The sequence below is a fragment of the Bradyrhizobium valentinum genome (assembly GCF_001440405.1).
Taxonomy (GTDB): Bacteria; Pseudomonadota; Alphaproteobacteria; order Rhizobiales; family Xanthobacteraceae; genus Bradyrhizobium; species Bradyrhizobium valentinum.
On record NZ_LLXX01000179.1, the window covers coordinates 1 to 26823 of the forward strand.

Genomic DNA, 26823 nt, shown 5'->3' on the forward strand with positions numbered 1-26823 from the left:
CCGTCCGGTTCACCCTGACGGCAGGTGACGGCGCTCTTTCACGAAGTCGATGCCGGTCTCGCCAAACCGTTGCCATGCAAGTTAGTGCTGACGACGGGATAGCCGACTCGCGATATGCTGCCGGAGCCTGGTTTGGGCGGCAGCCTTTAAAGGCACTTTTAGGCGGGAAAAGCACCTAATCCATTTACCCACTTTTCTAAGCCATTGAAATCGCAGCAAATGCGACCGCCCTCCGAGCGCACCAAAGGCATAAGCCATTGATACGAAAGGTGTTTTCGCGATTTTTCCCCCACATCGTTACTCACATCGAAAAGTTCTGCGCACATCTCCCTAGTTGAATTTCACGCGTCTTCGGTTGACGAAACTCGTTCAGGTGGCGCGACACCTGTTCCGGCACTTCCCATAAGGGCGGTCACCTACAGCTCTTGTTTTCAATCTGTGGCAAGCGCAGCGAGGCGCTTGCGTCGCAGCTTGTTCTTCAAACTTTGTCACCGGCGTCTCCAACGTGCGTCCAGCGTTTGCTCTTGTCGTCCTCGCAGCTTTATTTGAACCAGGGCCGCGAAAAGCAAAAGCGCGATTTCAGTACGATAGGGCAGCAGCGTAGCCCAGCGTACAAATCGGTGGGGCTCGTACTCATCCGTGACCGTTACGCCGCCCCGCTGAGGTGTGTTTTCGCAAAATGGGCCGTTATGGAACGAGGCCCACCCTAGGTGGGCCTTGAGCCACTGATGTCATAACGTCTGATACGTGCGGGGCGCTTAGAAGCGTCGTGACGCCATTTCCCCACTCGCCGCTACTTGTGCGCATCAGCCCAATCTACCGACAGTATTCTCGCTGCCGTTGCGAGCATTGGATTCATCGACACCCCGAAACCGGAGTTCTCGCCAACGTTAAGTCAAGCGTATGTTGGCGTCGGTCGGTATCGCCGGATCACGCCGATGATCACGACGACGAAGAATACCAGCACGATGCCCTGGACGATGGCGAACGGCAGTTCGGCCGGCGGCACGCTTGGCGCCAGCGCATGCAGCGCCGGCACTTTCAGGAAGGACTGGATCACCAGCACGAATACGTTGAGATAAAGCGAGACCAGCGCGGTTAGCGCGTAGATCCAGCGCCAGGCACCGGCGAGCTTCCTGCCGTAGAGCGCAAAACAGGCGATCGCCAGCAGAGCCAGCGAGAGAATGCCTATCATGTGGGAAGGCAACGGCTTCTCGAACAGCAGTGCTGGAATCAGAAACCCTGAAGCGCTGTTCAGGATAGTAAATACAAGAAAGATCGCAGTGAGGCCCGGCATCCGCTTCGAGCCGAGCATCCCGAACATCACGACCAAGCCCGCCACGACTGCAATCAGGCTGATGATCACGTGGACCATCGTGAACGTCGCCAAGCTCATACCCAGTATCATGATGCGCCCCCGAACAAGAGCATCTGGATCCCCCAGTTATCGGAGCTCAGCAGCCAGCCGCGATGAAAAACAATGGGCTGGGCGGACTTCGGCCCCCGGTCCTTGCAGAAGATCTGGACGCCACCTTTGGTGACTGTGGTCATAGGATCCATCCGTTGAGTAGGAGAAGTCAAAACCTCGGTTTCTTTGCTAGCCGCCGAAGCGAAGCGAATGGTAGCGAAATCGCGTACATGAGCGTGGCAGCGAGTACTTTCCGCCGCGAGGTGTTCGCAAGCCGGCTGATCGCGTTGTTCCAGGCCATTGCTCGCCTCCGTGTACTTGCCGTGAGCACGACGATTTCTACCGCACCATGTGTGCCGCTGCCCCAGAGCGATTGACTTACTTGTAGAGAAATTGCTGTTATCGGGCGCGCCGTCGCCAATTGCTCGGGGTCTCGCTGGTCAGCTTCCTGAACGCGGCAGCGAAGGCGGTTTGGGAGGAATAGCCAAGCGCGGCGGCGACCGACACGACTGATGCGTCAGTGTCGCGCAGCATGTTCATGGCCTGCTCAAGCCGGTGCTGGCGCAGCCAGGCATGAGGTGAAAGCCCGGTGCTTTCCTTGAAGGCACGGCAGAAGTGGAAGCGCGACAGGCCGGCATCCGAAGCCAGGGCAGCGAGAGAGACATCCGCATCGCTGTCCGAGCGCAAGCGTTCGATGGCGCGGCGCAGCGCCTTCGGCGATAACCCGCCCAAGGTCGGCTGGAACGTGGTTGACGAGCCGGTGTGTGCAGCCAAGAGCCGCGTGGCGAGGAGAACCGTCAGCTGCTGCCTGAACAGGGCGTCCAGGAGCTCACGGCCGTCGAGGACATCCGCCGCACTCAGGAGCAGCCGGGATGTCGTGAGGTCGGGATGTGCCGTTCGCTCGAGGAGATCGCCCGGTGCGATCTTGTCGGCTTCGCCTGCAATGCGCTCGAGCGTTGCCTGCGGAAGATAGAGTTGAACGACATTCATGGGTTGGTGAATGTCCCAGCGGGAGGTCGAGCCGGTCGGAATGACCGTCACAACTCCGGGGCGCGCCGTTCCAATCGCAACTGATTTCCCGGTGCGCCGCTCCAGCCGCTGAGAGCCGACGGGGTAAGCCATGACGACGTGCTCAGCCATGGGCTCGACCACATCGTGCAGAGCTCCATGCTCCCAATAGGCGATGGCGCCACTGGGCGGGTCCGAGGCCATGCGAAGCGGTGTGGTCTTGAGGACGCGCGCCATCTCCACATCGGCAGGACGTCGGTCGGCGATCGGCAAATCGCCCTGGTGCGCCCTAGGCGCGACTAGCAAAGCCTCCAAAGGATCGCGCAACATCAGCGCACTCCCTGAGGAAGATCAGCCCAATGCATGTCTTTGTAATTGAAGCCACACGCGAGCATGGGCTTCACCACCATGAAGTAAGGCGACATATCGAAGTCGCCGGGCACGTAAAGTGACGGGTGACGGATCTCGGCGATTTCGCGCTGCGACGTCGGGCTCTCGACGCGAGTGAGCTTGGGCAGGATCGGGTAACGCACGGCGTCGAATGCTTGCGCGATCAGCGAAGAACAGATGATACGGCCGGCATCGCCGGAGCCGAGCGCGATCGTTCGGCGGTGCCCACGCTGCGTCACCGGCCATGGGAAGAGATAACGCATGAGGTCGATTACGTTCTTGAAATCGTAGCCGAGGCCAATGCGTTCGGAGGCGTAGCGGCAGACCTCTCCGCAGTCCGCTTTGCTTAGGTCCACTGGTCGGCAGATGCGGGTTTGACAATGCAGATATTTCGACAGCGGCGCCGACACGACGCCTTCGTCGATATTGGCTTCGATCAGGACGTGGGGCTCGCCGTCGGTTACGGCGCCCGCTATCGGCCCGACATACAACGCCGAATGCGACCAAGTCGATTGAGTGAGATACTTGATGATGCCGGAAATACGGCCTTTGCCCTCGACCAGCAAGACATCACCGGGTTGGAGGGTGTCGCGTAAGGCGGTCAAATAGTTTGGAGTGAGTGGCTCACAGTGGCTGGCCGGCTTCTGCAACCGGGCAGTCAAACGTCCGACATTATCGAACATCCAGCCCATGACGCGTTCCCTATCTTTTTGGTGTCGGTTTCCGCAGAGAGGTGTACGCTGGCCAAGCGCGTCATTCCTTGGAGCAGTGCTGAGAAATTCTGAGAAATACCTATTGGGTCGTGGGTGCGATGTGCCTGAACAGCTCCTAAAGCCGGTGTACGCCTACCAAGGCTGGGAGATTGATCTCGCGCGGCGGGAACTCCGATTGCGTGGCGCGCCGGTCCCCATAGGCAGCCGCGCCTTTGAAATCATTGTGGTTTTGGTTGAGGCCGCAGGTGATCCAATCGACAAGTACGACCTGATGGGACGTGTCTGGCCGGGAGCAGTGGTCGAGGAAAATACGCTGCAATTCCACATATCTGCGGTCCGGAAGGCCTTTGGGCCTGATCGTGGGATGCTGAAGACGGCATTCGGGCGGGGTTATTGTCTGCTCGGCAAATGGGTGATCAGGGAAGAGAGCGCGCCGGCCCGTACGGATGCATTCGAACAGCCACACACCGCCGACCGGCCGCTTCTAAGCAATCTGCCCGCTGTGGTGTCCGAACTGATCGGCCGTGCCGCTGCCGTGGGCGAGGTTGAGGCAAGAAGGCCCGGTAGCGTCATCGTCCGAAACACGGAGCAGGCCGGCTCGAATGAGAGCGAGGAGTTGTCTCTTCCTGACAAGCCCTCGGTTGCTGTCCTGCCGTTCCAGAACCTGAGCGGTGATCCCGAGCAGGAGTACTTCGCCGATGGTGTGGTTGAGGACATCATCTTGGCCTTGTCGCGGATGCGCTGGCTGTTCGTCATCGCTCGGAATTCGAGCTTCACATACAAGGGCAAGGCCGTGGATGTCCGACAGGTCGGGCGCGAGTTGGGCGTGCGATATGTGCTTGAAGGCAGCGTGCGCAAGGCGGCGACAAGGGTGCGCATCACCGGGCAGCTCATTGATGCGACCCATGGCGTGCATCTATGGGCCGAGCGTTTCGAAGGCACCCTCGACGACATCTTTGAGCTGCAGGAGACGGTCGCCGCAGGCGTCGTCTGTGCGATCGCGCCGCAGCTTGAGCTTGCCGAAATCGAGCGTGCGAGCCGAAAGCCGACCGAAAGCCTCCACGCCTATGACTATTACTTGCGTGGATTGACCAAGTTTCACCTTGCGAGCAGGGCCGGCCTCGATGAGGCATTGCCTCTATTCTACAAGGCGATCGAGCTCGATGCGGAGTTCGCCTCCGCATATGGAATGGCGGCGTGGTGCTACTACTGGCGTAAGATGAATCGTTGGCTCAACGATCGCGAGGCAGACGGCAACGAGGCCGCGCGATTGTGCCGACTCGCCGTGACGCTGGGAAAGAATGACGCGGTCGCTCTGACCAGAGGCGGACACGCATGGCCTCATTTTGGTGGAGACCTCGACTGTTGCGCCACTTATGTCGACAGGGCCATGGTGCTCAATCCCAATCTCTCGACGATCTGGTACCTCGGCGGGTACCAGCGAATTTCCCTCGGCAGACATGATAGTGCGATCGAATATTTCACGCGTGCCATGCGCCTCAGTCCGCTGGATCCGGAGACATTTCAAATGCAGACCGGAATCGCGATGGGACATTTGTATTCCGGGCGATTTGATGCGGCTGTCGCCTGTTTAGAGATGGCATGGCGGGAGGTACCGAATGTCCTGCGGGTAGCGGCCTTTATGGCCGCAAGCCATGCGCTGGCAGGGCGCGAGGAAGAAGCGCGAAAAGCCATGCACCACGTGCGTCGGCTCGATCCCACGCTACGCATTGGCACGCTCCACGACTGGCTGCTGGTCCAACCGAAGGACTTCGCGGTAGCCGAGGAAGGCCTGCGAAGAGCCGGGTTGCCGGAGTGACTGCACCGCTTGCTCCCGATTCCATCCCCGAAAGAGCAGAAGGAAGCAGCGCTGAGCAATTCTGAGAAATGCCCTATTGGGTCGAGCGTGCGACGTGCCTGAGCAGCACCTAAAGCCGGTGTACGCCTACCAGGACTGGGAGATTGATCTCGCGCGGCGGGAACTCCGATTGCGTGGCGCCCCGGTCCCCATAGGCAGTCGCGCCTTTGAAATCATTGGGGTCTTGGTTGAGGCCGCAGGTGACACGATCAACAAGTACGACCTGATGGGTCGTATCTGGCCGGGAGCAGTCGTCGAGGAAAATACGCTGCAGTTCCACATATCCGCGATCCGGAAGGCCTTTGGGCCTGATCGTGGGTTGCTGAAGACGGCATTCGGGCGGGGTTATCGTCTCCTCGGTAAATGGGCGATCAGGGAAGAGAGCGCGCCGGCTCTTACGGGGGCACTCGAACAGCCACACACTGCCGGCCAGCCGCTTCTGAACGCCGCCCCCGAACCCTTAGCGTTGCCCGACAAGCCATCTATCGCGGTATTGCCGTTTCAGAATATGAGCGGTGACCCGGAACAGGAATATTTCGCCGACGGCATAGTAGAAGACATCATCACCGCGCTGACTCGCTTCAAGTCGCTGTTCGTCATCGCTCGCAATTCATCCTTCACTTATAAGGGCAAGCCCGTCGACATCAAACAGGTAGGCCGCCAACTCGGTGTGCGGTACGTTCTGGAAGGAAGCGTGCGAAGGGCTGGTAACCGAGTTCGGATTACCGGGCAACTTATCGACGCGGCGACCAACAACCATCTTTGGGCTGACAAATTCGACGGAGCGATCGAAGACATATTCAGCTTGCAGGACCAGGTAACGGCGGCTGTCGTTGGGTTAATTGCTCCCGCTGTTGAGCGGGCCGAAATCCAGCGAGTCAAACGAAAACCCACAGATCGACTGGACAGCTATGATCTTTATTTACGCGGACTGGCGCTTCAGCGAACAGGCTCTTTCGAAGAAGCTCGCGCGTTGCATAAAAAAGCTATCGAAAAGGACCCTGAGAACGCCAGGGCCTATGCCAATCTGGCGTTGACGTACAACACGCAGCAGGCGATCAGCGGAATTGCTCTCTCGGCAGAGGAGCGCTCTGAAGCAATCAGGCTTGCTAACTCTGCAGCAAATCTGGCGGCCGACGACGCTGTTCCGTTAGCACAAGCGGGACACGTCCTCACTTATATTGGGCGCAACTATGATCGCGGATCATCCATGACAACAGAGGCCGTGGCTCTCAACGCCAACCATGCCTTTGTTTGGCTTTCGCGAGGCTGGGTCGCGTTGATGTGCGACGAACCCGAAACAGCCATAGAGAGCTTCGATCGGCTGCTAAGACTGGATCCACTCGATCCAAATCGACGATATGCATGGATTGGAATAGCATTCGCGCTCTTTTGCCTGGGGCGCTATGTGGAAGGGTGTGAGTGGGCAGCGAAAGCGGCTCAGCTCCACGCTGAGGCGCATTCACTGGGAGCTCTGATCATCAACAGTATCGGCGCGGGTCGGATTGATGACGCGCGGGACGCAGCGGCGCACCTTTTGAAGCTCCGCCCCGACTTTCGTGTATCTCACTCCGGTGAAGTATTCCGTTCGCGTTCAGCCGCGACACGGGATCTGATATCGAAAGCACTTCAAGCATCCGGACTACCGCCCTAACAAAGATGGCCGACTGCTTCCGTCTCGATGCTCCGGAGGTCAGCGATTCCCACAGATGACCCGGCAGAGCCGTCAGTCACGCATGTACCCTAGCATAGCGCCGACGCGATACAATTCCATCGGAAACATTGACGGTGAAGTTGTAGCTGGGTTCGCAGGCGCCTCTCACGAAGACGAGGCCCCAAGATCCATCATAAGCCGATCGCGCCTGCGCGGCCGATGTCAGGGCGATGAAGCAACCGGTTGTAATCATCTAGAGCGAAGATGCCTTCATGGTATTCCTCCGTTTTTGTCAACAATGGCTCATTTGTGTCAGGCCGCTGTGCGGTCCGGCTGCTCGACAGAGATCGCGATGTCCGTAACCTGCGGTTCGCTGGCTTGGGGCAACTGCAAAGCGCGGATTTTTGTGTACTGGTGCAGTCCGATTTTGACGGTGACCAGCACTGGCGCGGCGAATACAAAGAGCAGGGCGACGGCATTGAACGCCGTGTCGAAGGCGATCACGGTGGACTGACCGGCGACGGCCCGGCCCAGCAGGCTGGTGGCGGCCCAGCCCGCGGCGAGCGCGTCCATCCCCCTTGCTGCGAGCATGGCCGTCGTCGCCGCCAGCCGCTCGCTGACCGCGGGAACGCCAGCGGTGACGCTGGCGCCGAGCACGGCGATATTGCCAGCGACGTTTTGGTCGATCATTCTCTGGAGCAGGCCTACTCCGATGAGACCACCAAGCTGGCGACCGGCATTGAACAGTCCTATGCCCGATGCGCGGTTGCGGTCGTTCAGGTTGCTGAAAGCGATCAACGTGATCGACAGGAACAGGAACCCGAGGCCAAACCCGCGCAGCAGGATGGCCGCCATCATGTCGTGGGAGCCGCTTTCGCTGGTCGATCCGGACAGCATCCACATCGCAACCATGATCATCAGGATTCCGAACGGCACTGTGGCGACCGGCGGAACGCCGCGGGCCTGCATGAGGTAGGCGGCCATCAGGAGCGAGCCGATGAAGAGCGCCCCGCTTGGCAACAGAAGCTGGCCGGCGTCGGTCGGCGTGAACGCGAGAACGGATACGGCGAACGCCGGAATCAGGAACGCGCTCCCGAACAATGCGGCGCCGGCGACGAAGCTGACAATGAAGGCGAAGCAAAAATCTTCCGACCGGAACAAGGTGAAATCGAGCAGGCCCCGGCCTTTGGCCATCACCTGTTGGCCGAGAAATGCCAGCAGTGCGGCTGCGCCAGTCACCGTCAGCCAAACGATGCGAGGTTCATCGAACCAGTTCCATCGGCTGCCCTGGCTGAAGACATAGGTGAGGCAGAAGAGAGCGACGGAGATCAGCGCAAAGCCGATCCAGTCAAACGGACGGCGCGCGGTCACCGCGGACTTCGGACCGTCCGCGATTAGCATAATTCCCGCAGCTGCCAGAGCGATCGGAACAATGCTGAAGAAAATCCATGCCCAGGATTGGCTGTCGATCAACTGCCCCTGCAGAGCGGGGGCGATCGTCGCGGGGGCGACGACAGATCCCATCGCAAACAGGGCTTGAAGGACCGGTTGGCGGGATAGTGGATAGGCGAGGAAGATGATCGCCTGGCCGCCGATGAGCAAGGCGCCGCCGGAGAAACCCTGTATGACGCGCAGCGTGATCAGCAGGTCCAGCCGGGTGGTGATGGCGGCAATGCCGCATGCCGTGCCCATGACCAGCGTCGCGCCGATGATCAGGCGGTGCGGAGTGATGCGGGTCATCAGCCAGGGCGCGACCATGAACCCGATCAACTTCAAGCTGGTGTATCCGATGTCGAGCCAGGCGGCCTCGTCAGGAGATGCGTGGGCGTCGCCGCCAATGTGGCCGCGGCCGAGCGCCAGGACGGTGCCGGCGATCGCCTCCGTCAACGTGGCAAGTACAACGCCCGCGACCAGAAGGTAACCGGTCGCGGGTTTGTCGCGGTCCGGCGTGGCGGCGATGGCCGTGGTCATGAGCCGCGTCCCAGATCGATCTCGACCCGTGCAGACAGGCCGGGCACGATGCGGCCGCGCAACGGATTGCCGGCAAATCGGATTTTTACCGGTACGCGCTGAACGACGCGAATGAAGTTTCCTGTCGCATTATCTACGGGGAGCATGGTGAAGGCAGAGCCGCTGCCGGGCGCAAAACTGTCCACCACGCCGTCAAACACCTGGTTCGGATAGCCGTCGACGGTGATGCGAGCATGTTGACCGGACCGGATATGCTCGATCTGCGTTTCCTTGAAGTTCGCGACCACCCAGACATCGTTCACGGGAACGATATCGAGCAAGGCCGCGCCCGGCGCGACCAGCCGGCCAACGCGAACCTGGCGGTTGCCGATCACTCCGTCGACGGGCGCATGCACGATGGTGTGGTCGAGATCGATCTGGGCGAGATCGCGCGCGGCCCTTGCCTGCGCCAGGGCAGCGACGGCAGCTTCGCGCTGCGTGGCGAGCACGGCGACCCGTTGCCGCTGCGCCTCCACAGTTGCCGACGCCGCCGATACGCCTGCCTCCGCTCTCGCCAGGGCCGCGTCGCTTTCGTCGACCGAGGCCTGGCTGACGGCGCTGGTGCGGATCAGTTCGCGGCGGCGATCGGAGGCCTTGGTCGCCAGCGTCATCTCCGCCACGTTCGAACGCTTCTGGGCTTCGGCCTGCCGGATCAACGCATGCTGCAGTTGGATGTCCGCATCGACATTGGTGAGACGGGCTTGCGCGGCTTCGACGTTGGCCGCTGCCTGCGCAAGCTTGGCGCGGTAGTCGCGATCGTCGATCCGGAACAGGACGTCACCCGCCCGGACGGTCTGGTTGTCCTCGACCTCGAGGGTCATGACGTAGCCTGCAACCTTTGGCGCGAGCGAGGTGACGTCGCCGCGGATATAGGCGTTGTCGGTCGACTCCTCACCGCGCGAATGAGCCCAGGTCCACCCCGCAGCCACGACCACCAGGGCGCTGAGGCATAGCAGCAGGCCGACCATCTTCTTCTTTTTTGGCGAGGGGATGTTCATGGTTGGCTACCTCGCGGTCCAGCCGCCGTCGACAGAGATGGCCGTGCCCGTGATCTGGTCTGCCGCAGCAGAGCACAGGAAGGCGACGGTGCCGCCAAGTTGCTCCGGCGAAGCAAAATCCAGTGATGGCTGCTTCTCGGCGAGCAGTTCGTTGGTTGCTTCCTTTTGGCTGATGCCTTTTTGCGCGGCGATGTCGCTGATCTGCTTCTCCACCAGCGGCGTTCGCACCCAGCCGGGGCAGACCGCATTGCAGGTCACGCCGCAGCCGGCCATCTCGAGGCCGACTACCTTTGTCAGGCCGACCATGCCATGCTTGGCCGCGACGTAGGCTGCCTTGTGCGTCGAAGCGACGAGGCCGTGCGCGGAGGCGATGTTGACGATCCGTCCCCAGTGCTGCTTCTTCATCTGCGGGACCGCGGCGGCAATGCCGTGGAACGCGGCCGACAGGTTGATTGCCAGGATCGCATCCCACCTGGCCGCGGGAAATTCGTCCACCGGCGCAGTGAACTGGATGCCGGCATTGTTGACGAGGATATCGAGGCGTCCGAATTTCTCGACCGTCCTCCCTATCAAGTTGCGCACTGCATCGCCGTTTGACATGTCGGCGCCGTCATAGGCGACGCGCACGCCATGGTCGCGTTCGATGCCGCTGCGGATTTGTTCGATCTCGCTCGCGTCGCCAAAGCCGTTCAGGACTAGATCGGCGCCGGCCTTTGCCAGCTCCTTCGCAATCCCGAGTCCGATACCGCTGGTCGATCCGGTTACGATCGCTACCTTGCCCTTCAACATGGGAATTCCTTTCGATGTTTTGAGAGACGAACCCGTCGCGGGATTAGTCGCGGCGATGGACGTCGTGTGTGACCATGCCGAGCTCGGGTGCCGGCGGGTCGAGCCGCGACGGATCGGCCAGCGTGCGGCGGATGTCTTCGAGTCCGCTCTGCCAATGCGCGCGCATGGCGCTGAGCCCGAACTCGTAGTCCCTGGAATGGCCCTCGTGGAGCTTGGTCTGATAGATCAGGTGGATGATGTTGTAGGAGCGATGCCGGGCCAGATCGGCGATGGCACGGATTTCCGGCTTCGCTTTTGCGCTTTCCGGCAGTTCCTCCATCGTCCGCTGCAGCGCCTGACGCATTTTCTGCATCCGCGTCATGTGGTCTGTAATGGCGCGCGTACGGCTCGAATACTGGATGTCCTTCTGGCGGCTCGACACTTCCGTCATGTCGTAGGGTACGCGGCCCTTGGCCGACCAGAGATCGATCTGGAATGTCAGGGTGTCGCGCGGCTCTCCGGACAGCACCCGGGAAAGCGGCGTGTTCGAAACCACACCGCCATCCCAGTAGTGGTCGCCTTCAATCTCGACGGCGGGGAATCCCGGCGGCAACGCGCCGGAAGCCATAAAGTGCTTCGGTCCCAGCCGGCGTTCGGCGGTATCGAAATAGGTCAAATTGCCGGTGCGGACGTTGACCGCGCCGACGCTGACGCGCACTTCGCCCGAGTTCAGGCGGTCGAAGTCGACAAGCCGCTCCAGCGTCTGGTGCAGCGGTGCCGTGTCGTAGAAGCTGGTTGCGGCATCTCCCGAGAACGGCGACCAGAGCGGCGAGGGGAAGCGCGGCTTGAAGAAGCCGGGCTGGCCCTGCACCAGCGCCCGCGTCGCCGCCATCGCATTGCGCACCGAGTTGATGTCGAACGCGAAGGGCAGGGCATTGGCCAGCCCTTCGCCGGCGGGCCACTCTATCGAATGAGCGCAGATCGTTTCCCAGAACTCGCGTAGCCGTGCGACGCGCGCTTCTGCAGGGGAGCCCGCGATGATGGCGGCGTTGAGCGCGCCGATCGAAATGCCGGCTAGCCAGTTCGGCCGGATGCCGGCCTCGTGCAGGCCCTCATAGACGCCAGCCTGATACGCGCCGAGCGCGCCGCCGCCCTGCAGCACTAGAGCGACGACATCGTAGGGCAGCGCCTTGCTGCGCTGCTGCGGCACGGGACTTCCTTGCTCGCGTATCACGTTCAACATTGCCAAAACTCCCTGCATGGTGGCTGATCCGTTCAGCCGGCGTTTGCTTCGATCAAGATTTCAGACTCCGACGCACGACGTCGCACCGGCGCGCCCGGTGCCAGATAGTCGTGGACCACGGTGCCGAGCCCGAGGGTCAGGTCAGCTACGATGTGCTTGGCCGACAAGACTTGAAGGACCGGCAGCTCGGCGACGGGCGCCAGGGCATGCGAGTAGAGGTCAAGCGCAGCGGGCCCGGTCCAGGCGCCCTTCACCGTGATATCCTCGCAATGGAAGCGCACCAGTTCGCAGATGCGGGCGGTACCGTCGACATGCGGGATGATCTTGATCAGGAAATTGGGGGCGGCGAGCTTCCGGGTTTCGACTGATATATCGAGGGCGCGGTGCTTGTAGCCCATAGTGCCGGTCGCGATGCGCACCGAGCCGTAGTTCAAGGTGCCGACCAACGTGTCGATCTCGACGGCGAGCTTTGGCTGCGCAAGCTTCTTGGGAAAGCCCCACAGTTCGCGCCCGCCGGCGATCGGCGGATGATCATTCAGAAACATCTGGTGGACGAAGCTGCCGGCCTGACCCTTGTAGGATACCGGAATGACCTGACCGCTTTCGGTGTAGTCGCCAAAGCCCGTTGAGTCCGGCATGCGGATGAATTCGTAATTCACGACCGGCTCGGTGATTTCGAGCGGCTCTGGCATCACCCGGCGCAGCGCTTCCGGATCGGTCCGGTACTGGATGATGAAGTATTCGCGGTTGACGAAGCGGTAGGGGCCGGCGGGAAAGGCCGGGTTCGTCAGCGGCATGGCGAACGCGCTCGCGCGCACGGTCTCGTGTTTCATCGAGGTCGAGCTCCAAAAGGATTTTGGGTGAGCGGGCCGCGCTCCGACGCGGATAACGCGGCCCGTATCATACGAAGCGCTTACTACGCGCTCTGGTTCGGCCTAACCCGACAAGCGGTCAGTAGTCCCAGTTGACCGGTACGCAACGAAAGGCGTCGCCGGCGACCGCCACATGGCAGACCGACGGGAACGGCAGGTGAGTGGCCACCAGCAGCTCGCCGGTCCCCGCCAGTTCCCGCAAAAGACGGACCCGAACGCGGGTCGCCTCCTCGGGGTCGTGTTCGAAGCCGTTGTACCAGTCGGGGTGTTCGAACCCGCCCTGGAACACGAGGTCGCCGGCGAACGTCAGCCGATCGCCACCGGACGCCACGCGGACCACGCTATGCCCGGGGGTGTGGCCGCCGGTGCGAGTGACGACCACCCCCGGCGCCACCTCGTATTCGTCCTCGAACGTCCGCAGCTGGCTGTGGTATTCCTTCACAAACCGCTTGGCGGACGACCGAAGCGCGTCCGGGAACCCCGGCGGCATGGAGACGTGGGAGAAATCGGGCGCCTCCCAGAACTTGACCTCGGCGGCCGCCACGTGGATCCGCAGGTCAGGACGCAGCTGCTCCTTCACCCCGTCGACGAGCAGCCCGCCAATGTGGTCCATGTGCATGTGGGTAAGCACCACGTCGGTCACGGATGCGAGATCGATGCCGGCGGCCTCCAGTCGCAGGCCCAGTCGCCCGGACTTCGGCAAGTCCGGGAACTCCGCGCCCATCCCGGCGTCGATGAGGATGGTCCGACCGCCGCTGCGCACCAAGACCACGTTCAGCGCCCAATCGAACGCGTCCGGCGGCAGGAACATGTCGTGCAGCCAAGCCGCCCGGACGGCCGGCTCGGCGTTGTAGGCCACCATCGCACCTGGTAGCAATAGCACCCCATCGCTGACCACCAGCACGTCAATCTCGCCGATCTTCAGCGCGTAGCGCGACGGCACCAACTCTTCGGGTCCCGGCCGACCGGGGTTTGAGATGTTGTCCGGGCGCAGGTTTGCCTTCTGAGTGTTATGGATGATCTGATTCATGTTTGAGAACTCCTATGCTCGATCTCGGCGCCCTCTGCTGGGAGGGCCGCGCTCCGGCGCCTGAAGCGCAGCTCTGTCGCATGACTTACTGCACGTCGGTGACCGGCGATGTCGCCGACCATGCGTGCCGTTAGAGTTGAGGCTCCAGTTGTTTTGCAGCTTCCTTCTGTGCGGCACCCACGCTCTTTGCGCGGTCGTAGCTTTCCATCACGGCCCGATAGTTCGGTGTGGCGACCGTATAGATGTCAGCGATGTCTGCCGCTTCTGGACGACGCCAGGTGCGGTGCAGTTCGCTGATCACGGCGTTGGTGCTGGTCGGCACGATCCCGGATTGCACAAAACGGGCAAGCGTCGTCTGAGACGTCATCACGGTAGGATCGCCTGATGCATCCATCACCGCGTACACGTTGAAACCGGCGGCCTTGGCATCGAGCGCAGGAAACATCACGCACACGCTGGTCCAGACGCCGGCCATGATGAGTGTCTTCTTTCCCGTCTGCCGAACTGCCTTGACGAAAAGATCGTTGTCCCAAGCATTCACCTCACCCTGCCGCGGCGCGTAGATGGCCTGCGGCGCCAGCTTGGCGATCTCCGGCATGATCGGGCCGTTAGGTCCGTCGGGGACGGAAGCCGTCGTAATGATCGGGACATTCAGAAGATTGGCGATCCGAGTCAGCGCCATGACATTGGCCCGCAACTCGGCGACGGTAATGTCCTTGACCGTTTGGAATAGACCCGATTGGTGATCGAGCAACAGCAAGGCCGTGTCGTCGACATTCATCAAGGCCTGGCCACCACCGCTGTGGAGAATATGTGTCATTTTGTGCTCCTGTTGAGTGTTGCGGACTATCCGTTTCATCTGCGCTCGGTCTTGGGCGGACCGCGCTCCTTTCCTGGGAGCGCGGCCGTTTCGCGTGAGGCTTTAGAAGAAGCCAGTCACATCGGTCACACGCTCCGGATCGGCCGAGGCGAGCGCAGCAGCACGCTCTGCCTTCGGCGGATAGATCCAGACGGTGTTGATCTCCTGCTTGGTCTTCTTGGCGACGTCGCCGACCATCGACACCTCGCGCTCCCAGCCACGCGTGAACAGCGCGCCGGCTTCGCCGAGATCGAGACAGGTGACGTAGCCCTCCTGGTGATAGGGCCTGGTCGGAACGCCAAGCAGTTCGGCGGCGGCGTTGTTGCCGGCAAAGGCGCCCATCCGCGTGGCGTGCTGGCACGACATCAGCGCGTAGTTGCCGATATCGTCACTGGCCGCGCGCGCGGCGTCGCCGGTGGCGAAGACGCCGTCCACTCCCGGCACGCGCAAATCGCGGTCGACCATCAGCCGGCCAAAATTGTCGCGCTCGGCGGGGACCTGCTGGGTCAACGGCGCGGCGCGAATGCCGGCCGCCCAGATCACGGTCTCGGTTTCGATGTGTTCGCCGCTGGAGAGCGTGACGCCGGCTTCGTCGAGCGAGGCGATGCCGGCGCCGAGCCTAGTCTCCACGCCGAGCTTGCCCAGGGCGTTCTCGATCACGGGGCGGGGGCCTTCGCCCATATCAGGCGCGATCGCTTTGTTTCGATCGACGATGATAACGCGCGCCTTGGCATCCTTGCCGAGGATTTCGCGAAGTCGCGAGGGCATCTCGGTCGCCGCCTCGATGCCGGTGAAGCCGCCGCCGACAACGACGACCGTGTCGCGTCCGTTCATGGCCGGCCGGTCGGGGAGACTGTGCAGGTGCTTGTCGAGGGCGATCGCGTCAGCCAGCGAGTCGACACTGAAGCAGTGCTCGGCAAGGCCGGGAATGTTCGGGCGGAACAGCCGGCTACCGGTGGCCACGACCAGCCGGTCGTAGGAGAGTGTCTTTCGCGTGCCCTTGGCAGTTGCGATCTGCACCGCGCGGGCCTTGGTGTCGATCGTCTCGGCGCTGCCCTGCACGTAGTCGACATCGATCGCCTTGAGGACATCCAGCAGCGGTGCCGTCAGGGTTTCCGGCTTCGGCTCGTAAAGCCGCGGACGAACAACGAGCGTCGGCTCTGGCGCAACCAGCGAGATCTCGAGCTCTTCTGGCGAAACGCCCTGGATGTCACGCAGGCGCGCTGCGGAGAGGGCCGCGTACATGCCAGCGAAGCCGGCGCCGATGATGATTAGTCGCATGTGATTTGCTCCTGTGGTTTGGACTTCCAAATGTCCGCGCGCGACCGCCGCTGCCCTTCATCGAGGGCAGCGATCGACGACGACACGAAGGCGTGAAACGAAGGCGTCAGCTCGCTATGGCGCGAGGCATCCCGGCAGTGCCGGCGCTGAGATCGAAGAATTCAGCCGCCAGCCTTGGCGAAAGACAATTGGCTGAGCAGGGGGCCGGTCCCAGTGCCGATAGGGCAGCGAAGCGTGATCCTGGGTCATAATGGAGGACACGGGATGGGCCCTCTGCACCGGGATTTCCACCTCCTCGCCCGCTGCTGAGGTGAAGCGGACGGCCAGCGAAAGTCCGTATATGGCAGCAGTGGCAAGGCCGCGCCGTCGCGATGCGATTGCAAGTCGGTTGGCGAAGGTTTTCCAGGTCATTGTCGGTCCCCGTCGGTGTTCGTGGGCACCGTGATGGTCTAATTGATCTCCTCTGCTGCTGCCCCAGAGCGATTGCCGTACCTGTAGAGCGATTGCTGCTAACGCACGCGTTTCTGCCCAGACTCCCGGTTCTGACCCCTATGCGCTCGCGGGGGCGTAGTTCGCTTCTACGGTCCAGGAATCCCTCGGCTGGCTGTACAAATTCCAGAAGTGTTCGGCGACCGATGAGGCCTCCTTCGATCCTGGAGAAACGAGGGTGCAGACGGTCACTGTCGCGACGTGAATTCCCTTGTCCCGGAACGGCTCGAAGAGTCCGTGAGCCAAAGCGCGAAGACCGGCCTTGCCGATGCTGATCGAAAGATAGTCCGGGCTGGGAGCGAGTGCGAAACCGCCTCCCGTCAACAGGATTGCGCCGGAGCTTTGCTTTTCCATCTTCGGAGCGACCGCCTGAGCGGCGACGAGCGCGCCTCCGATGTTGACGGCGAGATCATCGTTGAAGCTGTCGCGCGGCTGCTCAGAGAGGGTCGCCTTGCGCATGGATGCGGCGTTGTAGTGCAAGACGTCGATTGAGCCATGCTGCTTCTGAACATCGGCGACCAGTTCCGCAACGCTCTTCGGATCGCTCGAGTCCACCTTGCGAACGCTGGCGCTGTACCCGTTTCTTGTCAGTCTTTCGACCAGCTCCTGCGTCTTGGCGACGCTCCGAGCGGCCAAAACCACCTGAAAACCCTCTTTGGCAAAGCGTTCGGCGGTCGCGAAGCCCATTCCCGGGCCCGCTCCGATGCTGAGGAATGTCTTCATCGCCTGTTACCTCTCGATGCTGCACTTGAGATCGGTCATGTCATCGTTGCCGACATCACCCACCAAGGGGGTGTTCACCGCATGCGTCTTCGCCAATCGCTCGGAGTTTCACCGGTCAGCTTTCTGAACGCCGCGGCGAAGGCGGTTTGGGAGGAATAGCCGAGCGCGGCTGCGACCGAGACGACGGACACGTCGGGGTCACGTAGCATGTGCATGGCCTGCTCGAGCCGGTGCTGGCGTAGCCAGGCGTGCGGCGAGAGCCCGGTGCTTTCCTTGAAGGCGCGGCAGAAGTGGAAGCGCGACAGGCCTGCATCCGCAGCCAGCGCGGCGAGCGATACGTCCGCATCGCCGTCCGAACGCAGGCGTTCGATTGCGCGACCCAGCACCTTGGGCGACAGCCCGCCCATCACCGGCTGGAATCTTGCCGGCGAGCCGGCATACGCCGCGAGCAGGCGCGTGGCCAGAAGATCCGTCAATTGGTGTCTGAACAGCGCATCCAGCGCCGCACTGCCTTCCAGGGCGTCGGCCGCACTCAGCAGCAATCGGGATGTAATGGGGTCGGGATGCGCAGTTTGCTCTACGAGGTCGCTGGGAGCAGCTGTCCCGACTTCGTGGCCTACGCGCTCCAGTGTGGTCTGCGGGAGGTAGAGCTGAAGGACGCTCAAAGGCTGATAGATATCCCATCGTGAGCTTGAACCGGCCGGAATGATCGTCACGGTCCCGGGACGCGTCATTCCCTTCACAAACGCTTTCCCGTCGCGGCGCTCGAACCGTACTGGCTCGGCGGGGAAAGCCATGATGACATGATCGGCCATCGGCTTGACGACGTCGTGCAGGGGATCATGCCTCCAGAAGGTGATCACGCCGTTGGATGGGTCGGCAGCCACGCGAAGCGGCGCCGTCTTGAGCACGCGCGTCATTTCCGCATCGGCGTGAGGACGCTCGCCGATCGGCAAATCGCGCTGCTGTGCCTGGGAAATATCTGGTTGATCCTGCGAAGTATCTCGCAAGCGTGGGTTGCTCATGAACCCGTCCTCGTCGTTGAGGGGCACCTTGATTGAACTTCGACGCGCATTCTAGTCGTGTATCGGTGTGGCGTCTTTTCTAAATCCTCCGTACTTGGTCTAATCCTGCTCTAGCCATCATCAGATGTGCCCGCGTGCCCTCAAAAATCGTATGCAGGCAACGGCGCCGAAGGCTGCTGTCGAACAAGCCGCTCTTCCTGTTGAGCAGTAGACGGTCAGCAGTGCTGACATTCGCGCAAGCCAATCAAGCTTTGTGTCACGGAACTGACACGGTGAAGTTCAATGGCAAAACTGGACGCCCGTTCGCTGATCCCCGATAATGGACACGACCCCCTGCGGGCTACGTTGACCTGCCGGGTCCAATCCACGGATGAGACCTCACATGACACAGACCGGCGCCTTCGGACAAAGGCTCGGGCAGGTCTTGCACCTGAAGGATGCGCCGCCCTCGCTGATCACGCGTTCACTGCGCAGCGTCGAACTCGTGGTCACCGAAACGCGGGATGACAACCCCGTGCCGGGTCTTTCCGGCTCGTTCTCCGCGGAGGATGCCTTTCTTGTCAGCCTCAAACTTCGCGATTTCCCGGAGTGCGAACTCTGGGAGAACGGCAAGTGCCTGATGAAGAGGGATGTCCCGGCGGGCGCAACCTATCTGTACGATCTCAAGCGCGATCCCCGCTACGTGATCGACAAGCCGTTCCACTCCCTGTTTTTCTATCTGCCGCGCTCGGCGCTCGACGGCCTTACGGAGCAGTCCCGCACGCCACGTGTCGGTGAGATCGCCTGTGAACTCGGCGTCGGCCATGACGACACGGTCATCCGTCATATCGGGGCGTCGCTGCAGCAAGGGTTGCGTCGGCCGGACGAGACCAATCAGCTCTTCATCGACCACATGATGCTCGCGCTCACCGCGCACGTCGCCCAGGCCTATGGCGGGCTGCGTCCAGGCACTGAGCTGGCCCGCGGCGGTCTTGCGCCGTGGCAGATGAAGCGCGCTTGCGAAAGGCTCGAATCGGACCTCGGAGGAACGCTTTCATTGCAACAGGTCGCGGCCGAGCTCGATCTCTCGGTCAGCTATTTCTCGCGCGCGTTCCGCGTGTCCACCGGTCTGCCGCCGCACCAGTGGTTGCTTCGGCAGCGCGTCAAGGCGGCCAAGCAGTTGATGGCCGTTCGTGACCTGCCGCTGTCCGAGATTGCGATGTCCGCCGGCTTTGCCAATCAAAGCCATTTTACGCGGGTTTTTTCGTTCGCAGTCGGCGTTAGCCCGGGCACATGGCGCCGCGAGAAGCATAGCGGAAGGTGAAACGTGATCGGGAGCATGATAGGAGCCTTGTCCGGTCAGCGCGCCGTTGGCTGTGAGATGGCGTAGGTGGCGCAGCGCGCCGCAAATATCTCGTCCGGTGGATAGCCGATGCCTTCGGCGAGATTTGCCGGATTGAAGACCGGCTCATCGCACGCCTCGTCCGCTTCAACACCGGTGATGACGATCGTGCCCAGCCGCACCGCTTCGCGTGTGTCCTCATCCGGCCATCGGACGGTCACATCCATGACCGGGTCGCTGGGACAGCCGAGCAGCGCCATCACGCTGAAGCGGACATCGCGTGCCGCGATCCGCAGATCGAGGTCGTGTTTCAGGAAGTCAGCGGACGTTGCCCTGGCTTCGTCCGCGGTCGGCGTAACTGCTGTGCCCACCGGCTCGACCTTGAACTTGATGAACCGTGTCTCGCCTTTTGCGTTCACCGCAGGAAAGGCGTGCACGCCCCAATAGGTCGTGCGGGCAAAACTCCCTCGCAGCGGCTGCTCGGCGAGATATTTCGCCCTGCGCAACGTTTCGGGATTGGCGGAGGAGAACGCCTTGATCTTCTTCGCATTCGGCTTGCCATTCGGTCCGGGAATGCGTGCCTTTGGGAAAGCCAGCATCGCTTCGAGCGTCCTCGCATCGTGAACCGGCGCGCTTTGCGTGAGAATGTTCGAGCGCTGGTCAATTTCCCCGAGCCTGAAACTGAAGCCGCGCAGTACAAAATTGTCGGCATCCGCCGCTTTGGGATTGCCGTCGCCCACCGAGAAGCGCGCCAGCACGCGTGATGGCCTCGTGAAGCTCAGGGACCTCGTAATCTCCTCCGCCCGATCCGAGGGGATATACGTGCCGCGGACGCATCGGCCCTTCGCAAAGCTCGCGCGTAGTTTTGGTGAACGAACTGTCACGGCAGCTCCGGCGCAACAGCTTCAGAATCGAATCTTAGCCAAAGGGCGCTGATGCTTGGCACGCCATTTCGGGCCGGGGCCACGCATGTAGTGCAACTCGGGCCGGTAGCAGTCGCTTATGTCCAGAACCAGGTTTTGAACGACGCCGGTGAAATCGGAGATTGTCTCAGCCGCCTTGCGGGCAAAAACAGACACAGCGGACCAGCGCGCAGAATCCAGTGCGATCGGTATGACGATGGTTTTCCAGATCATCTTTCTTCTCCGTCCGATTGGATGTGGGCACGGTGATGATCTAGCGGGTCGGAGGCGCAGTTGCGCCAGAGCGATTGCCCTACCTGTAGAGCGATTGCTGCTAACGCCTGCGCCTCCGCCAATCGCTCGGGGTGCGCTGCGCAGCTGAAATGGAAGCGCGACAGACCGGCATCCGAAGCCAGCGCGGCAAGGGAGAGTCCGTATCGTCGCCCGAGTGCAAACGAGCGGCGATCGGACCGGCCGCTCGGCCTCCGTTATTGGCTGCCGGCTCAAAGCGGACGTCGAGCCGGCGAGTTGCAATTCCGTTGTTGGGGATGAGTGGACTTGGCTCAGAGTCCCAGAGCCTGCCATCCCAGGGTGAACGCGCTTGTAAGAGCGGAGAGTTGAACTTGGTTGGATTGAGGGATGGGGCCCCTAGACGATCCGAAACGCGAACGAAGAGTGAAAGCGTGTTCCACCGAGCGAACACCCATTCATACATCCGCAAAATTGCGGCCTCGAACCTTTCCGGGTTCCATGGTTTAGATTACGTTGGGCGGGCGCGGGCAATCGACGGGTGCGGAATGACGGGACACACGCAATTGGCAATCACACCGCGCGACCGCTTTATGGCGGCGGCGCAAAATGAACTGGCCGCGTTCGAACGACGGGAACGGGAGTTCATCAAGAAGGAGCGCGAAGAACGCGCCGCAGATCTGGGCATCCGGGAGGCTTGTAACAAGGTTGTCATAGACCGACAGTAATTGAGGCTGTCCTTCCCGTGATGGACATCAAGTAACTTAGGCCCGCCCTTCCTTGGGCGGGCTTCTTTGCCGCAGGTCGCCTCAGAAACCGTGCTAGTGATCCCGCGGCCGGTGACGCTCTCTACAAACGATCAGTCCCCGCGGTCCGAGTTTACCCGAGATAGCCGGAAACACCGTCCCACAATAATTTCAACGCCGTCACGACCAGCAATCCGTAGCACGCCCGGTAAATCTGGCGCTGATCCAGCCTCCCGTGAAGCCGCCAACCCAGCCACACGCCGGCGGGAATGGCGAGCGAGCAAGCAGCCATCAATATCCAGACGTTGGCACCCGGCTTCACCAGCAGCAGCCACGGCACCGCCTTGATCGCATTGCCGATGGTGAAGAACAGACTCGTCGTTCCCGCGTAAATTTCCTTGCGGAGCCCGAGCGGCAGCAGATACATCGCGAGCGGCGATCCCCCTGAATGCGCAACCATTGTGGTTACGCCGGAGGCTAATCCGGCGGCAAGCGCCTTTGGTTTGGATCGCGGCTGTATCGTCACGGTTCCGCCTCTGGCAAACCACAGGCCTACAAAGATCAAGGTGACGAGCGCCATTACAATCGCGATGGCGCGGTGGTCGAGGAGGCGGAACAACAGGTATCCGAGCCCGATGCCGATCACCAGCCCTGGCAACAGCAGCATCAGATCAGGCTTCGACCACGTCGAAGGCTTCCAATAGCGCAATGCGAACAGATCCATCGCGATGAACAAAGGCGCGAGAAGGCCGCCGGCGGTTACCGGATCCATCACGATCGACAGCAGCGGTATGCCAATGATGGCGAATCCGCCGCCGAATGCGCCCTTCATGAAGCAGATCAGGAAGACGCCGGCAAAGGCAATCAGGACCGTAGTGGCCGTCAGCTCCATGCTCTCGTCTCCACTATCGCTATTCCATGATACCCCGACCGATCGTCAGTTGCACAAAGACGAGGGCCCGAGCGCAGCTTGCACCGCTAGGCATGCAAGCCGCTGAGAAGTTTTTGGCTTGTCCTGGGCATCGTTGCGGACCTCGCGCGGCGCCGAACCAAGCACCTCGACAGTCGCGGTGGCTCCGGCAACGAGTTCGTTTCGCCCGGTGCTGTCGAGCGCGATCCGGACCGGCACGCGTTGGGCGAGCCGTACCCAGTTGAACGTCGGATTGACGTTGGCAAGGAGCGTTGCGCCATTGCTGCGATCGCGGTCCTCGATGCCGGCTGCGACGCTCTCCACCCTTCCGGGCAACATGTGATTGCTGCCGAGCAGCCGCACGTTGACGGCATCGCCGGGATGGATGCGCGGCAGCTTGGTTTCCTCGAAATAGCCCTCGACGCGCAGCGTGTCTGAATCAAGCAGCGCCATCACCCCCTTGCCGGGAGTGAGATAGGTCCCCGGACGCAGCTCCATATTGGTGACGACGCCATTGACGGAGGCGTGCACCTCGCTGCGCTCGAGGTTGAGCTTGGCAAGACCAAGGTCCGCAACGGCCTGGTCATGGGCGGCCTGGGCCGAGCCCTGAATGGCGATGACCTGGTCCATCCTTTGCGTGGAGACCACGACGCCGGGCGTCAGTGCACTATAACGCTTCAGGTCGGCGTTGGCCTGGTCGAGCATAGCGCGTTTGCCCAGCAGCACCGCCTCGGCCTGCTTCAGCGCGATGTCATATCGCGCCCGATCGATCCGAAACAACACATCCCCGCGCTGGACCTGCTGGTTGTCCCTGACGAGCACCTCGATGACGAAGCCGGAGACGTCGGGAGCAATCGGAACCACGTCGGCCCGAACGTGGCCGTCGCGGGTCCAGGGCGCGTCCATGTAGTAATCCCACAATCTGTAGCCGGCCCAAAGCGCGACCAGCACCACGACACCGGTGAGTGAGAAGCGACGTAACGAGTTCAGAACGGCTTTCATGACACCAACTCCTTGGAGACGAGGTTCGGCAGGGGCGCGACACCATCGCGGGTTTCTCGATCCCGGCGGCGCTTGGCGGCTTCGAAGCCGTGCATGCCGGTCTGCCATTGCAGGCCAACAATTGTCCCCTTCACCGGCTGCAGTAGAAAGAATGCCGCAAACCCGGTAACGGGTATCCAGATCAGCAATTGAAGCCAGACGGGAGGTGAATAGGCCATCTCGACGGCAAGAAGTGCCGGCACGACAAGGTGGCCAACGACAGCGATCACAAGATAGGCCGGAAGGTCGTCTGCGCGTTGTGGCGTGTAATCCTCGCCGCAAACCTCGCAGCTGCCAACCACCTTCAGAAAGCGGTCGAACAGATGGCCCTGACCGCAGTTTGGGCACTTCATCGTGAACCCGCGCCATAAGGCTTTCGGGAGCGAAACAGGGGCGTTCATGAGAAGAACTCCTTGGAAGCGAGGACCAGACTGCCGACCAGGCAGACGTAAATCGCGAAATCGAACAACGCTGCATGCCAGACGTGGCGGTACAGGCCGGCGCGCGCGACGAGCTTGCTGATGATGCGCGCGAGCACATAGGCCAGCACGCTCCAGAGCAGCAGGCTCGGGACGAGCACACCAAACAGATCAAGTTCATATTTCATGCTGCCATCCTCCCTTGCTCGGGCTCATGCGTCTGATACGCAGGCGCCTCGCGGAAAAGCCCGAAGCGAATCCCGGTAAGCCCGACGAGCGCCTCGTCGCGGGCTTTGGCCGCCGGTTCCTGCAACGTGAATGCGATCGTCTCGTCGAGCTGCGCGAGCAACTCGACCGGAAGCCGGCCGGCCATATTGACCCGGCTAACCGAGGCAAGACGCGCGAGCAGCGCTTCGATCGACGCTCTCGCGAGGCGTGACAGGCCAAAGCTCGCCTGCCTGACATCGATGATGCTCAGCGCTGCCCGAAGCTGGCGAAGATTGGCGGCGTCACTCCTTGCCTCGGCGGGAACCGCGGCAGCACGTGCGGCAAGCAGGGCCAGGCGATGCTGCATGAGACTGCTGACCGCAACGCGATCTTGCCGCGCCCCATTCCCGGCGACCGCAACCAGTGTTGTCCAGTTGCTGCGGAGCAGCCGGTTTGCGATCCAGCCCGTACCAAAGAAGCGAACGATGCCACAGACGACGCCCGCGAGCGCAACGCCAAGCACGAGCGCTATGTTGGAGTTGGCGAACGAATCGAAGCTCGCCGAATAGGACGGTTGCAGCGCCAATTGCACGGAAGTGAAGATGCCAAGCAGGGTGCCGACGCGGGCGGTCGCTGGCCGCGCAGCCATCCAGCCGAACAGGACGAACACCGGCATGAGGACGGCAACCAGCATCTCGATCGTCGTGATGCGCGGCAACACACCGAAGGTGTAGATTCCGGTTATTACAACGCAGATGAGGACGAGCATGCAGGAGTCGCGGTAAGCCGGAACGGGATCATCCACGCTGGCGAGAAAGGCGCCAATGACGGCGGCGAACAGCGCAGCCGACGCACCATCGACCCATCCGGTCGCGATCCAGAACGCGCAGCAGGCCAGCACGGAAAGCGCCGCAGCTCCGGCCGACCAGAGCGCAAGCCCGTGGTCTCGATGCGAGATGGTAACGCCCGAAGTGTCGCGTGTGAAAGCGAGCGGAAATTGCTCCGGATCGCGACCGTCGGCAATTGCCTTGCGCAGGGTAAGACAATCCTGAACGGTTCCGATGACGTGGCGCAGCTGTGTGACGAGGCCGGCGGCCATGATCTCGGTCCAGCCGCCATCCGTGGTCACCGGTTGGACTTCAGCCAGCGCAGCGCTCAACAAATCTGCTTCTTGGCTGTCCGCGCTGCCCTCACCCAGCCAGCGCGCAACCCTTGCGCAGATCTCGGCTGTGCCCGCCGGCATGCCGCCATGCGCGCTGAGCGCGGCCTTCTGGTCCTCGATCGAGGCGAGCAATGGAAGCAGCGACAGCATATGTTGGCGCAGAAGCTGCAGGCCGCGCACGGCATTTGCCGAAGCGGCGGTCTCATAGCCGAGATGAGCGGAAAGCTCGTCGATCTGGGAAGCCGCGGCGGCAAGGCGCATGCGTTCCTTGTCGCGCTCATGCTCGCTACCGCTGCCGGTCAGCACATCCGCACCAAGCCGGCGCGCAGCGGCAAGCCAGCTATCCGCTTGTGCTGCGATTGCAGAGGCGACGCTCTGCGGCAGCACGAGCATTGAAACGACGCTTGCGCAGATGATTCCGAGCGTGATCTCCTGCACGCGCGAGACCACGATGTCGAAAGTCAATTCAGGCGTCGAGACGATGGGAAACGCGAGGAGTGCGACGGTATAGCCGGCCAACATGAACACATAGCTGCGCGGCGTGCCGTCGATCAGCGCGAAATACAGAAAGATGCCAAGCCACAGCGCTATGCCAAGGCTGAGCAGTTCGGGCGAATTCACGAGGTTCGGGAGGAGGACGATCGTCCCGGCCCCGCCTATCAGCGTTCCCAGGATGCGATAGACCGCCTTCGACGAGGTCGCCCCGGTCAGCGGGCTGGAAGTGATGAAGACGGATGCCATCGCCCAGAACGGCCGCGGCGTATCCAGCCTGACCGCGATCGAATACGCCAGCATCGCCGCCGCAAAAGTCTTCAGCGCAAAGATGAGCGCGGCGTGCCTGACCAGGAATGACGATCGCTGGTTCATGGCGATCTCCCCGCACCAGCCTCGCCAGTTAACGGGCTCGGCGCTTTGCGGAAATACGCGGCAAGATCAAAAACGTCCTTCATGGTCGACTCCTGGATCAACCCCTCTCGTAGCCAGACCTAAGGTCTTCCGAGATTTGCCGCGATATGGCAAAATCGAGAACTATCCTTCCGAATTATGGAAGAGGATTTCGATGGATCGGCTGGAAGCAATGTCGACCTTTCTGACCGTGGTCGAGCAGGGCAGCTTGTCCGCGGCGGCGCGGCGATTGAAAACGCCGCTCACGACAGTTAGCCGCAACATATCCGAGCTAGAGTCTCACCTGCGGACGAAGCTCTTCAACCGATCGAGCCGGCAGCTGGTGCTGACGGATACAGGCGCTTCCTACCTTGCGGCTTGCAAGCGCATTCTTACTGATGTGACCGAAGCGGAGCGTACAGCGTCCGGTGAGTATACCGCACCGACAGGCGAACTAGCTGTGACAACCCCATTGGGCCTTGGGCGTGTCATTCTCATGCCGATCATCGTGGACTTCCTCAAGACCTATCCGGATATCAAGGTTAGAATGATCCCCACCGATCAAAAGTTGAGTCTGGCTCAGGAGCAAATCGACGTCGCGGTGCGCATCGGCGAGTTGCCGGATTCGAGTTTGGTTGCGTTACGGCTCCCC

The 26823-nt window shown here is 61.7% G+C and carries 25 protein-coding genes and 1 pseudogene; 5 read left to right on the top strand and 21 right to left on the bottom strand.

Annotated features, from left to right (window positions below):
• Positions 1–895 precede the first annotated feature (895 nt).
• The 4 genes and pseudogenes from CP49_RS32800 to CP49_RS32810 all read right to left on the bottom strand — a co-directional run.
• Entirely contained in the window at positions 896–1408 is a 513-nt protein-coding gene (locus CP49_RS32800) for a hypothetical protein (protein WP_057854269.1), read from the bottom strand.
• Entirely contained in the window at positions 1405–1551 is a 147-nt protein-coding gene (locus CP49_RS45410) for a hypothetical protein (RefSeq protein ID WP_245310984.1), read from the bottom strand. Before CP49_RS45410 ends, CP49_RS32800 begins: the two co-directional genes overlap by 4 nt.
• Before the next feature lie 256 nt (positions 1552–1807).
• Positions 1808–2746, bottom strand: a complete 939-nt coding sequence (locus tag CP49_RS32805; RefSeq protein ID WP_057854270.1) for a helix-turn-helix transcriptional regulator — start codon at positions 2744–2746, stop codon at positions 1808–1810.
• A gap of 20 nt (positions 2747–2766) precedes the next feature.
• Positions 2767–3498, bottom strand: a pseudogene (locus CP49_RS32810) (YiiX/YebB-like N1pC/P60 family cysteine hydrolase); the annotation flags it as partial.
• On the opposite strand from CP49_RS32810, the gene CP49_RS32815 reads away from it, so the two are divergent.
• Together CP49_RS32815 and CP49_RS32820 are read left to right on the top strand one after the other, a co-directional pair.
• Positions 3422–5338, top strand: coding sequence for a winged helix-turn-helix domain-containing tetratricopeptide repeat protein (locus tag CP49_RS32815; protein ID WP_156438784.1), 1917 nt, complete (start codon positions 3422–3424; stop codon positions 5336–5338). The pseudogene CP49_RS32810 and the gene CP49_RS32815 sit on opposite strands and share 77 nt — an antisense overlap.
• A 94-nt stretch (positions 5339–5432) precedes the next feature.
• Positions 5433–7031, top strand: coding sequence for a winged helix-turn-helix domain-containing tetratricopeptide repeat protein (locus CP49_RS32820; protein WP_057854273.1), 1599 nt, complete (start codon positions 5433–5435; stop codon positions 7029–7031).
• A gap of 312 nt (positions 7032–7343) precedes the next feature.
• Here CP49_RS32820 and CP49_RS32825 read toward each other — a convergent pair whose 3' ends face one another.
• The 10 genes from CP49_RS32825 to CP49_RS32875 form a co-directional block, all read right to left on the bottom strand.
• A complete protein-coding gene (locus CP49_RS32825) occupies positions 7344–9002 on the bottom strand; it encodes a DHA2 family efflux MFS transporter permease subunit (protein ID WP_057854274.1) in 1659 nt (552 codons plus the stop codon).
• Positions 8999–10039, bottom strand: coding sequence for an HlyD family secretion protein (locus tag CP49_RS32830; RefSeq protein WP_057854275.1), 1041 nt, complete (start codon positions 10037–10039; stop codon positions 8999–9001). Before CP49_RS32830 ends, CP49_RS32825 begins: the two co-directional genes overlap by 4 nt.
• 6 nt (positions 10040–10045) lie before the next feature.
• Positions 10046–10828 carry a 3-hydroxybutyrate dehydrogenase gene (locus CP49_RS32835; RefSeq protein WP_057854276.1) on the bottom strand — a complete coding sequence of 261 codons (783 nt, stop codon included), beginning with the start codon at positions 10826–10828 and terminating at the stop codon, positions 10046–10048.
• A 43-nt stretch (positions 10829–10871) separates the two neighbouring features.
• On the bottom strand, positions 10872–12050 hold the full coding sequence (locus tag CP49_RS32840) for a DUF3734 domain-containing protein (RefSeq protein WP_057854311.1): 1179 nt from the start codon (positions 12048–12050) through the stop codon (positions 10872–10874).
• Between the two features lie 32 nt (positions 12051–12082).
• Positions 12083–12883 (bottom strand): acetoacetate decarboxylase, encoded by an 801-nt coding sequence (locus tag CP49_RS32845; protein ID WP_057854277.1) that lies wholly within the window; start codon positions 12881–12883, stop codon positions 12083–12085.
• A 118-nt stretch (positions 12884–13001) separates the two neighbouring features.
• Entirely contained in the window at positions 13002–13952 is a 951-nt protein-coding gene (locus CP49_RS32850) for an MBL fold metallo-hydrolase (protein WP_057854278.1), read from the bottom strand.
• A 130-nt stretch (positions 13953–14082) separates the two neighbouring features.
• The gene (locus CP49_RS32855) at positions 14083–14772 is read right to left on the bottom strand and encodes an isochorismatase family protein (RefSeq protein ID WP_057854279.1); all 690 of its coding nucleotides are present in this window, start codon (positions 14770–14772) and stop codon (positions 14083–14085) included.
• A 102-nt stretch (positions 14773–14874) separates the two neighbouring features.
• The gene (locus CP49_RS32860; protein WP_057854280.1) at positions 14875–16092 is read right to left on the bottom strand and encodes an NAD(P)/FAD-dependent oxidoreductase; all 1218 of its coding nucleotides are present in this window, start codon (positions 16090–16092) and stop codon (positions 14875–14877) included.
• 549 nt (positions 16093–16641) lie between these two features.
• On the bottom strand, positions 16642–17304 hold the full coding sequence (locus CP49_RS32870) for an SDR family NAD(P)-dependent oxidoreductase (protein WP_057854282.1): 663 nt from the start codon (positions 17302–17304) through the stop codon (positions 16642–16644).
• A gap of 74 nt (positions 17305–17378) precedes the next feature.
• On the bottom strand, positions 17379–18329 hold the full coding sequence (locus CP49_RS32875; RefSeq protein ID WP_057854312.1) for a helix-turn-helix domain-containing protein: 951 nt from the start codon (positions 18327–18329) through the stop codon (positions 17379–17381).
• Positions 18330–18711: 382 nt separating this feature from the next.
• On the opposite strand from CP49_RS32875, the gene CP49_RS32880 reads away from it, so the two are divergent.
• The gene (locus CP49_RS32880) at positions 18712–19632 is read left to right on the top strand and encodes a helix-turn-helix domain-containing protein (protein WP_057854283.1); all 921 of its coding nucleotides are present in this window, start codon (positions 18712–18714) and stop codon (positions 19630–19632) included.
• A gap of 35 nt (positions 19633–19667) precedes the next feature.
• On the opposite strand, the gene CP49_RS32885 is transcribed toward CP49_RS32880, so the two are convergent.
• Positions 19668–20534, bottom strand: coding sequence for a catalase (locus CP49_RS32885; RefSeq protein WP_057854284.1), 867 nt, complete (start codon positions 20532–20534; stop codon positions 19668–19670).
• Positions 20535–20555: 21 nt separating this feature from the next.
• Entirely contained in the window at positions 20556–20786 is a 231-nt protein-coding gene (locus CP49_RS32890; protein WP_057854285.1) for a hypothetical protein, read from the bottom strand.
• Positions 20787–21235: 449 nt separating this feature from the next.
• On the opposite strand from CP49_RS32890, the gene CP49_RS48125 reads away from it, so the two are divergent.
• Positions 21236–21529, top strand: a complete 294-nt coding sequence (locus tag CP49_RS48125; protein WP_245310986.1) for a hypothetical protein — start codon at positions 21236–21238, stop codon at positions 21527–21529.
• Positions 21530–21680: 151 nt separating this feature from the next.
• Here the strand turns inward: CP49_RS48125 and CP49_RS32900 are convergent, their stop codons facing one another.
• Genes CP49_RS32900 through CP49_RS32920 form a run of 5 tightly spaced genes read right to left on the bottom strand, consistent with a single transcriptional unit; the run spans position 21681 to position 26153 of the window.
• Entirely contained in the window at positions 21681–22439 is a 759-nt protein-coding gene (locus CP49_RS32900) for a sulfite exporter TauE/SafE family protein (RefSeq protein WP_057854287.1), read from the bottom strand.
• A gap of 45 nt (positions 22440–22484) precedes the next feature.
• Positions 22485–23459 carry an efflux RND transporter periplasmic adaptor subunit gene (locus CP49_RS32905; protein ID WP_057854288.1) on the bottom strand — a complete coding sequence of 325 codons (975 nt, stop codon included), beginning with the start codon at positions 23457–23459 and terminating at the stop codon, positions 22485–22487.
• A complete protein-coding gene (locus CP49_RS32910) occupies positions 23456–23899 on the bottom strand; it encodes a DUF983 domain-containing protein (protein ID WP_057854289.1) in 444 nt (147 codons plus the stop codon). The genes CP49_RS32905 and CP49_RS32910 overlap by 4 nt, the downstream gene beginning before the upstream one ends.
• Complete coding sequence (locus CP49_RS32915) at positions 23896–24105, bottom strand: DUF1656 domain-containing protein (RefSeq protein WP_057854290.1); 210 nt, start codon at positions 24103–24105, stop codon at positions 23896–23898. Before CP49_RS32915 ends, CP49_RS32910 begins: the two co-directional genes overlap by 4 nt.
• Positions 24102–26153 carry an FUSC family protein gene (locus CP49_RS32920; RefSeq protein WP_057854291.1) on the bottom strand — a complete coding sequence of 684 codons (2052 nt, stop codon included), beginning with the start codon at positions 26151–26153 and terminating at the stop codon, positions 24102–24104. Before CP49_RS32920 ends, CP49_RS32915 begins: the two co-directional genes overlap by 4 nt.
• A 193-nt stretch (positions 26154–26346) precedes the next feature.
• Here CP49_RS32920 and CP49_RS48130 point away from each other — a divergent pair.
• Positions 26347–26823, top strand: a 477-nt coding sequence (locus tag CP49_RS48130; protein ID WP_245310987.1) for a LysR family transcriptional regulator, incomplete at its 3' end; no start/stop codon positions are given.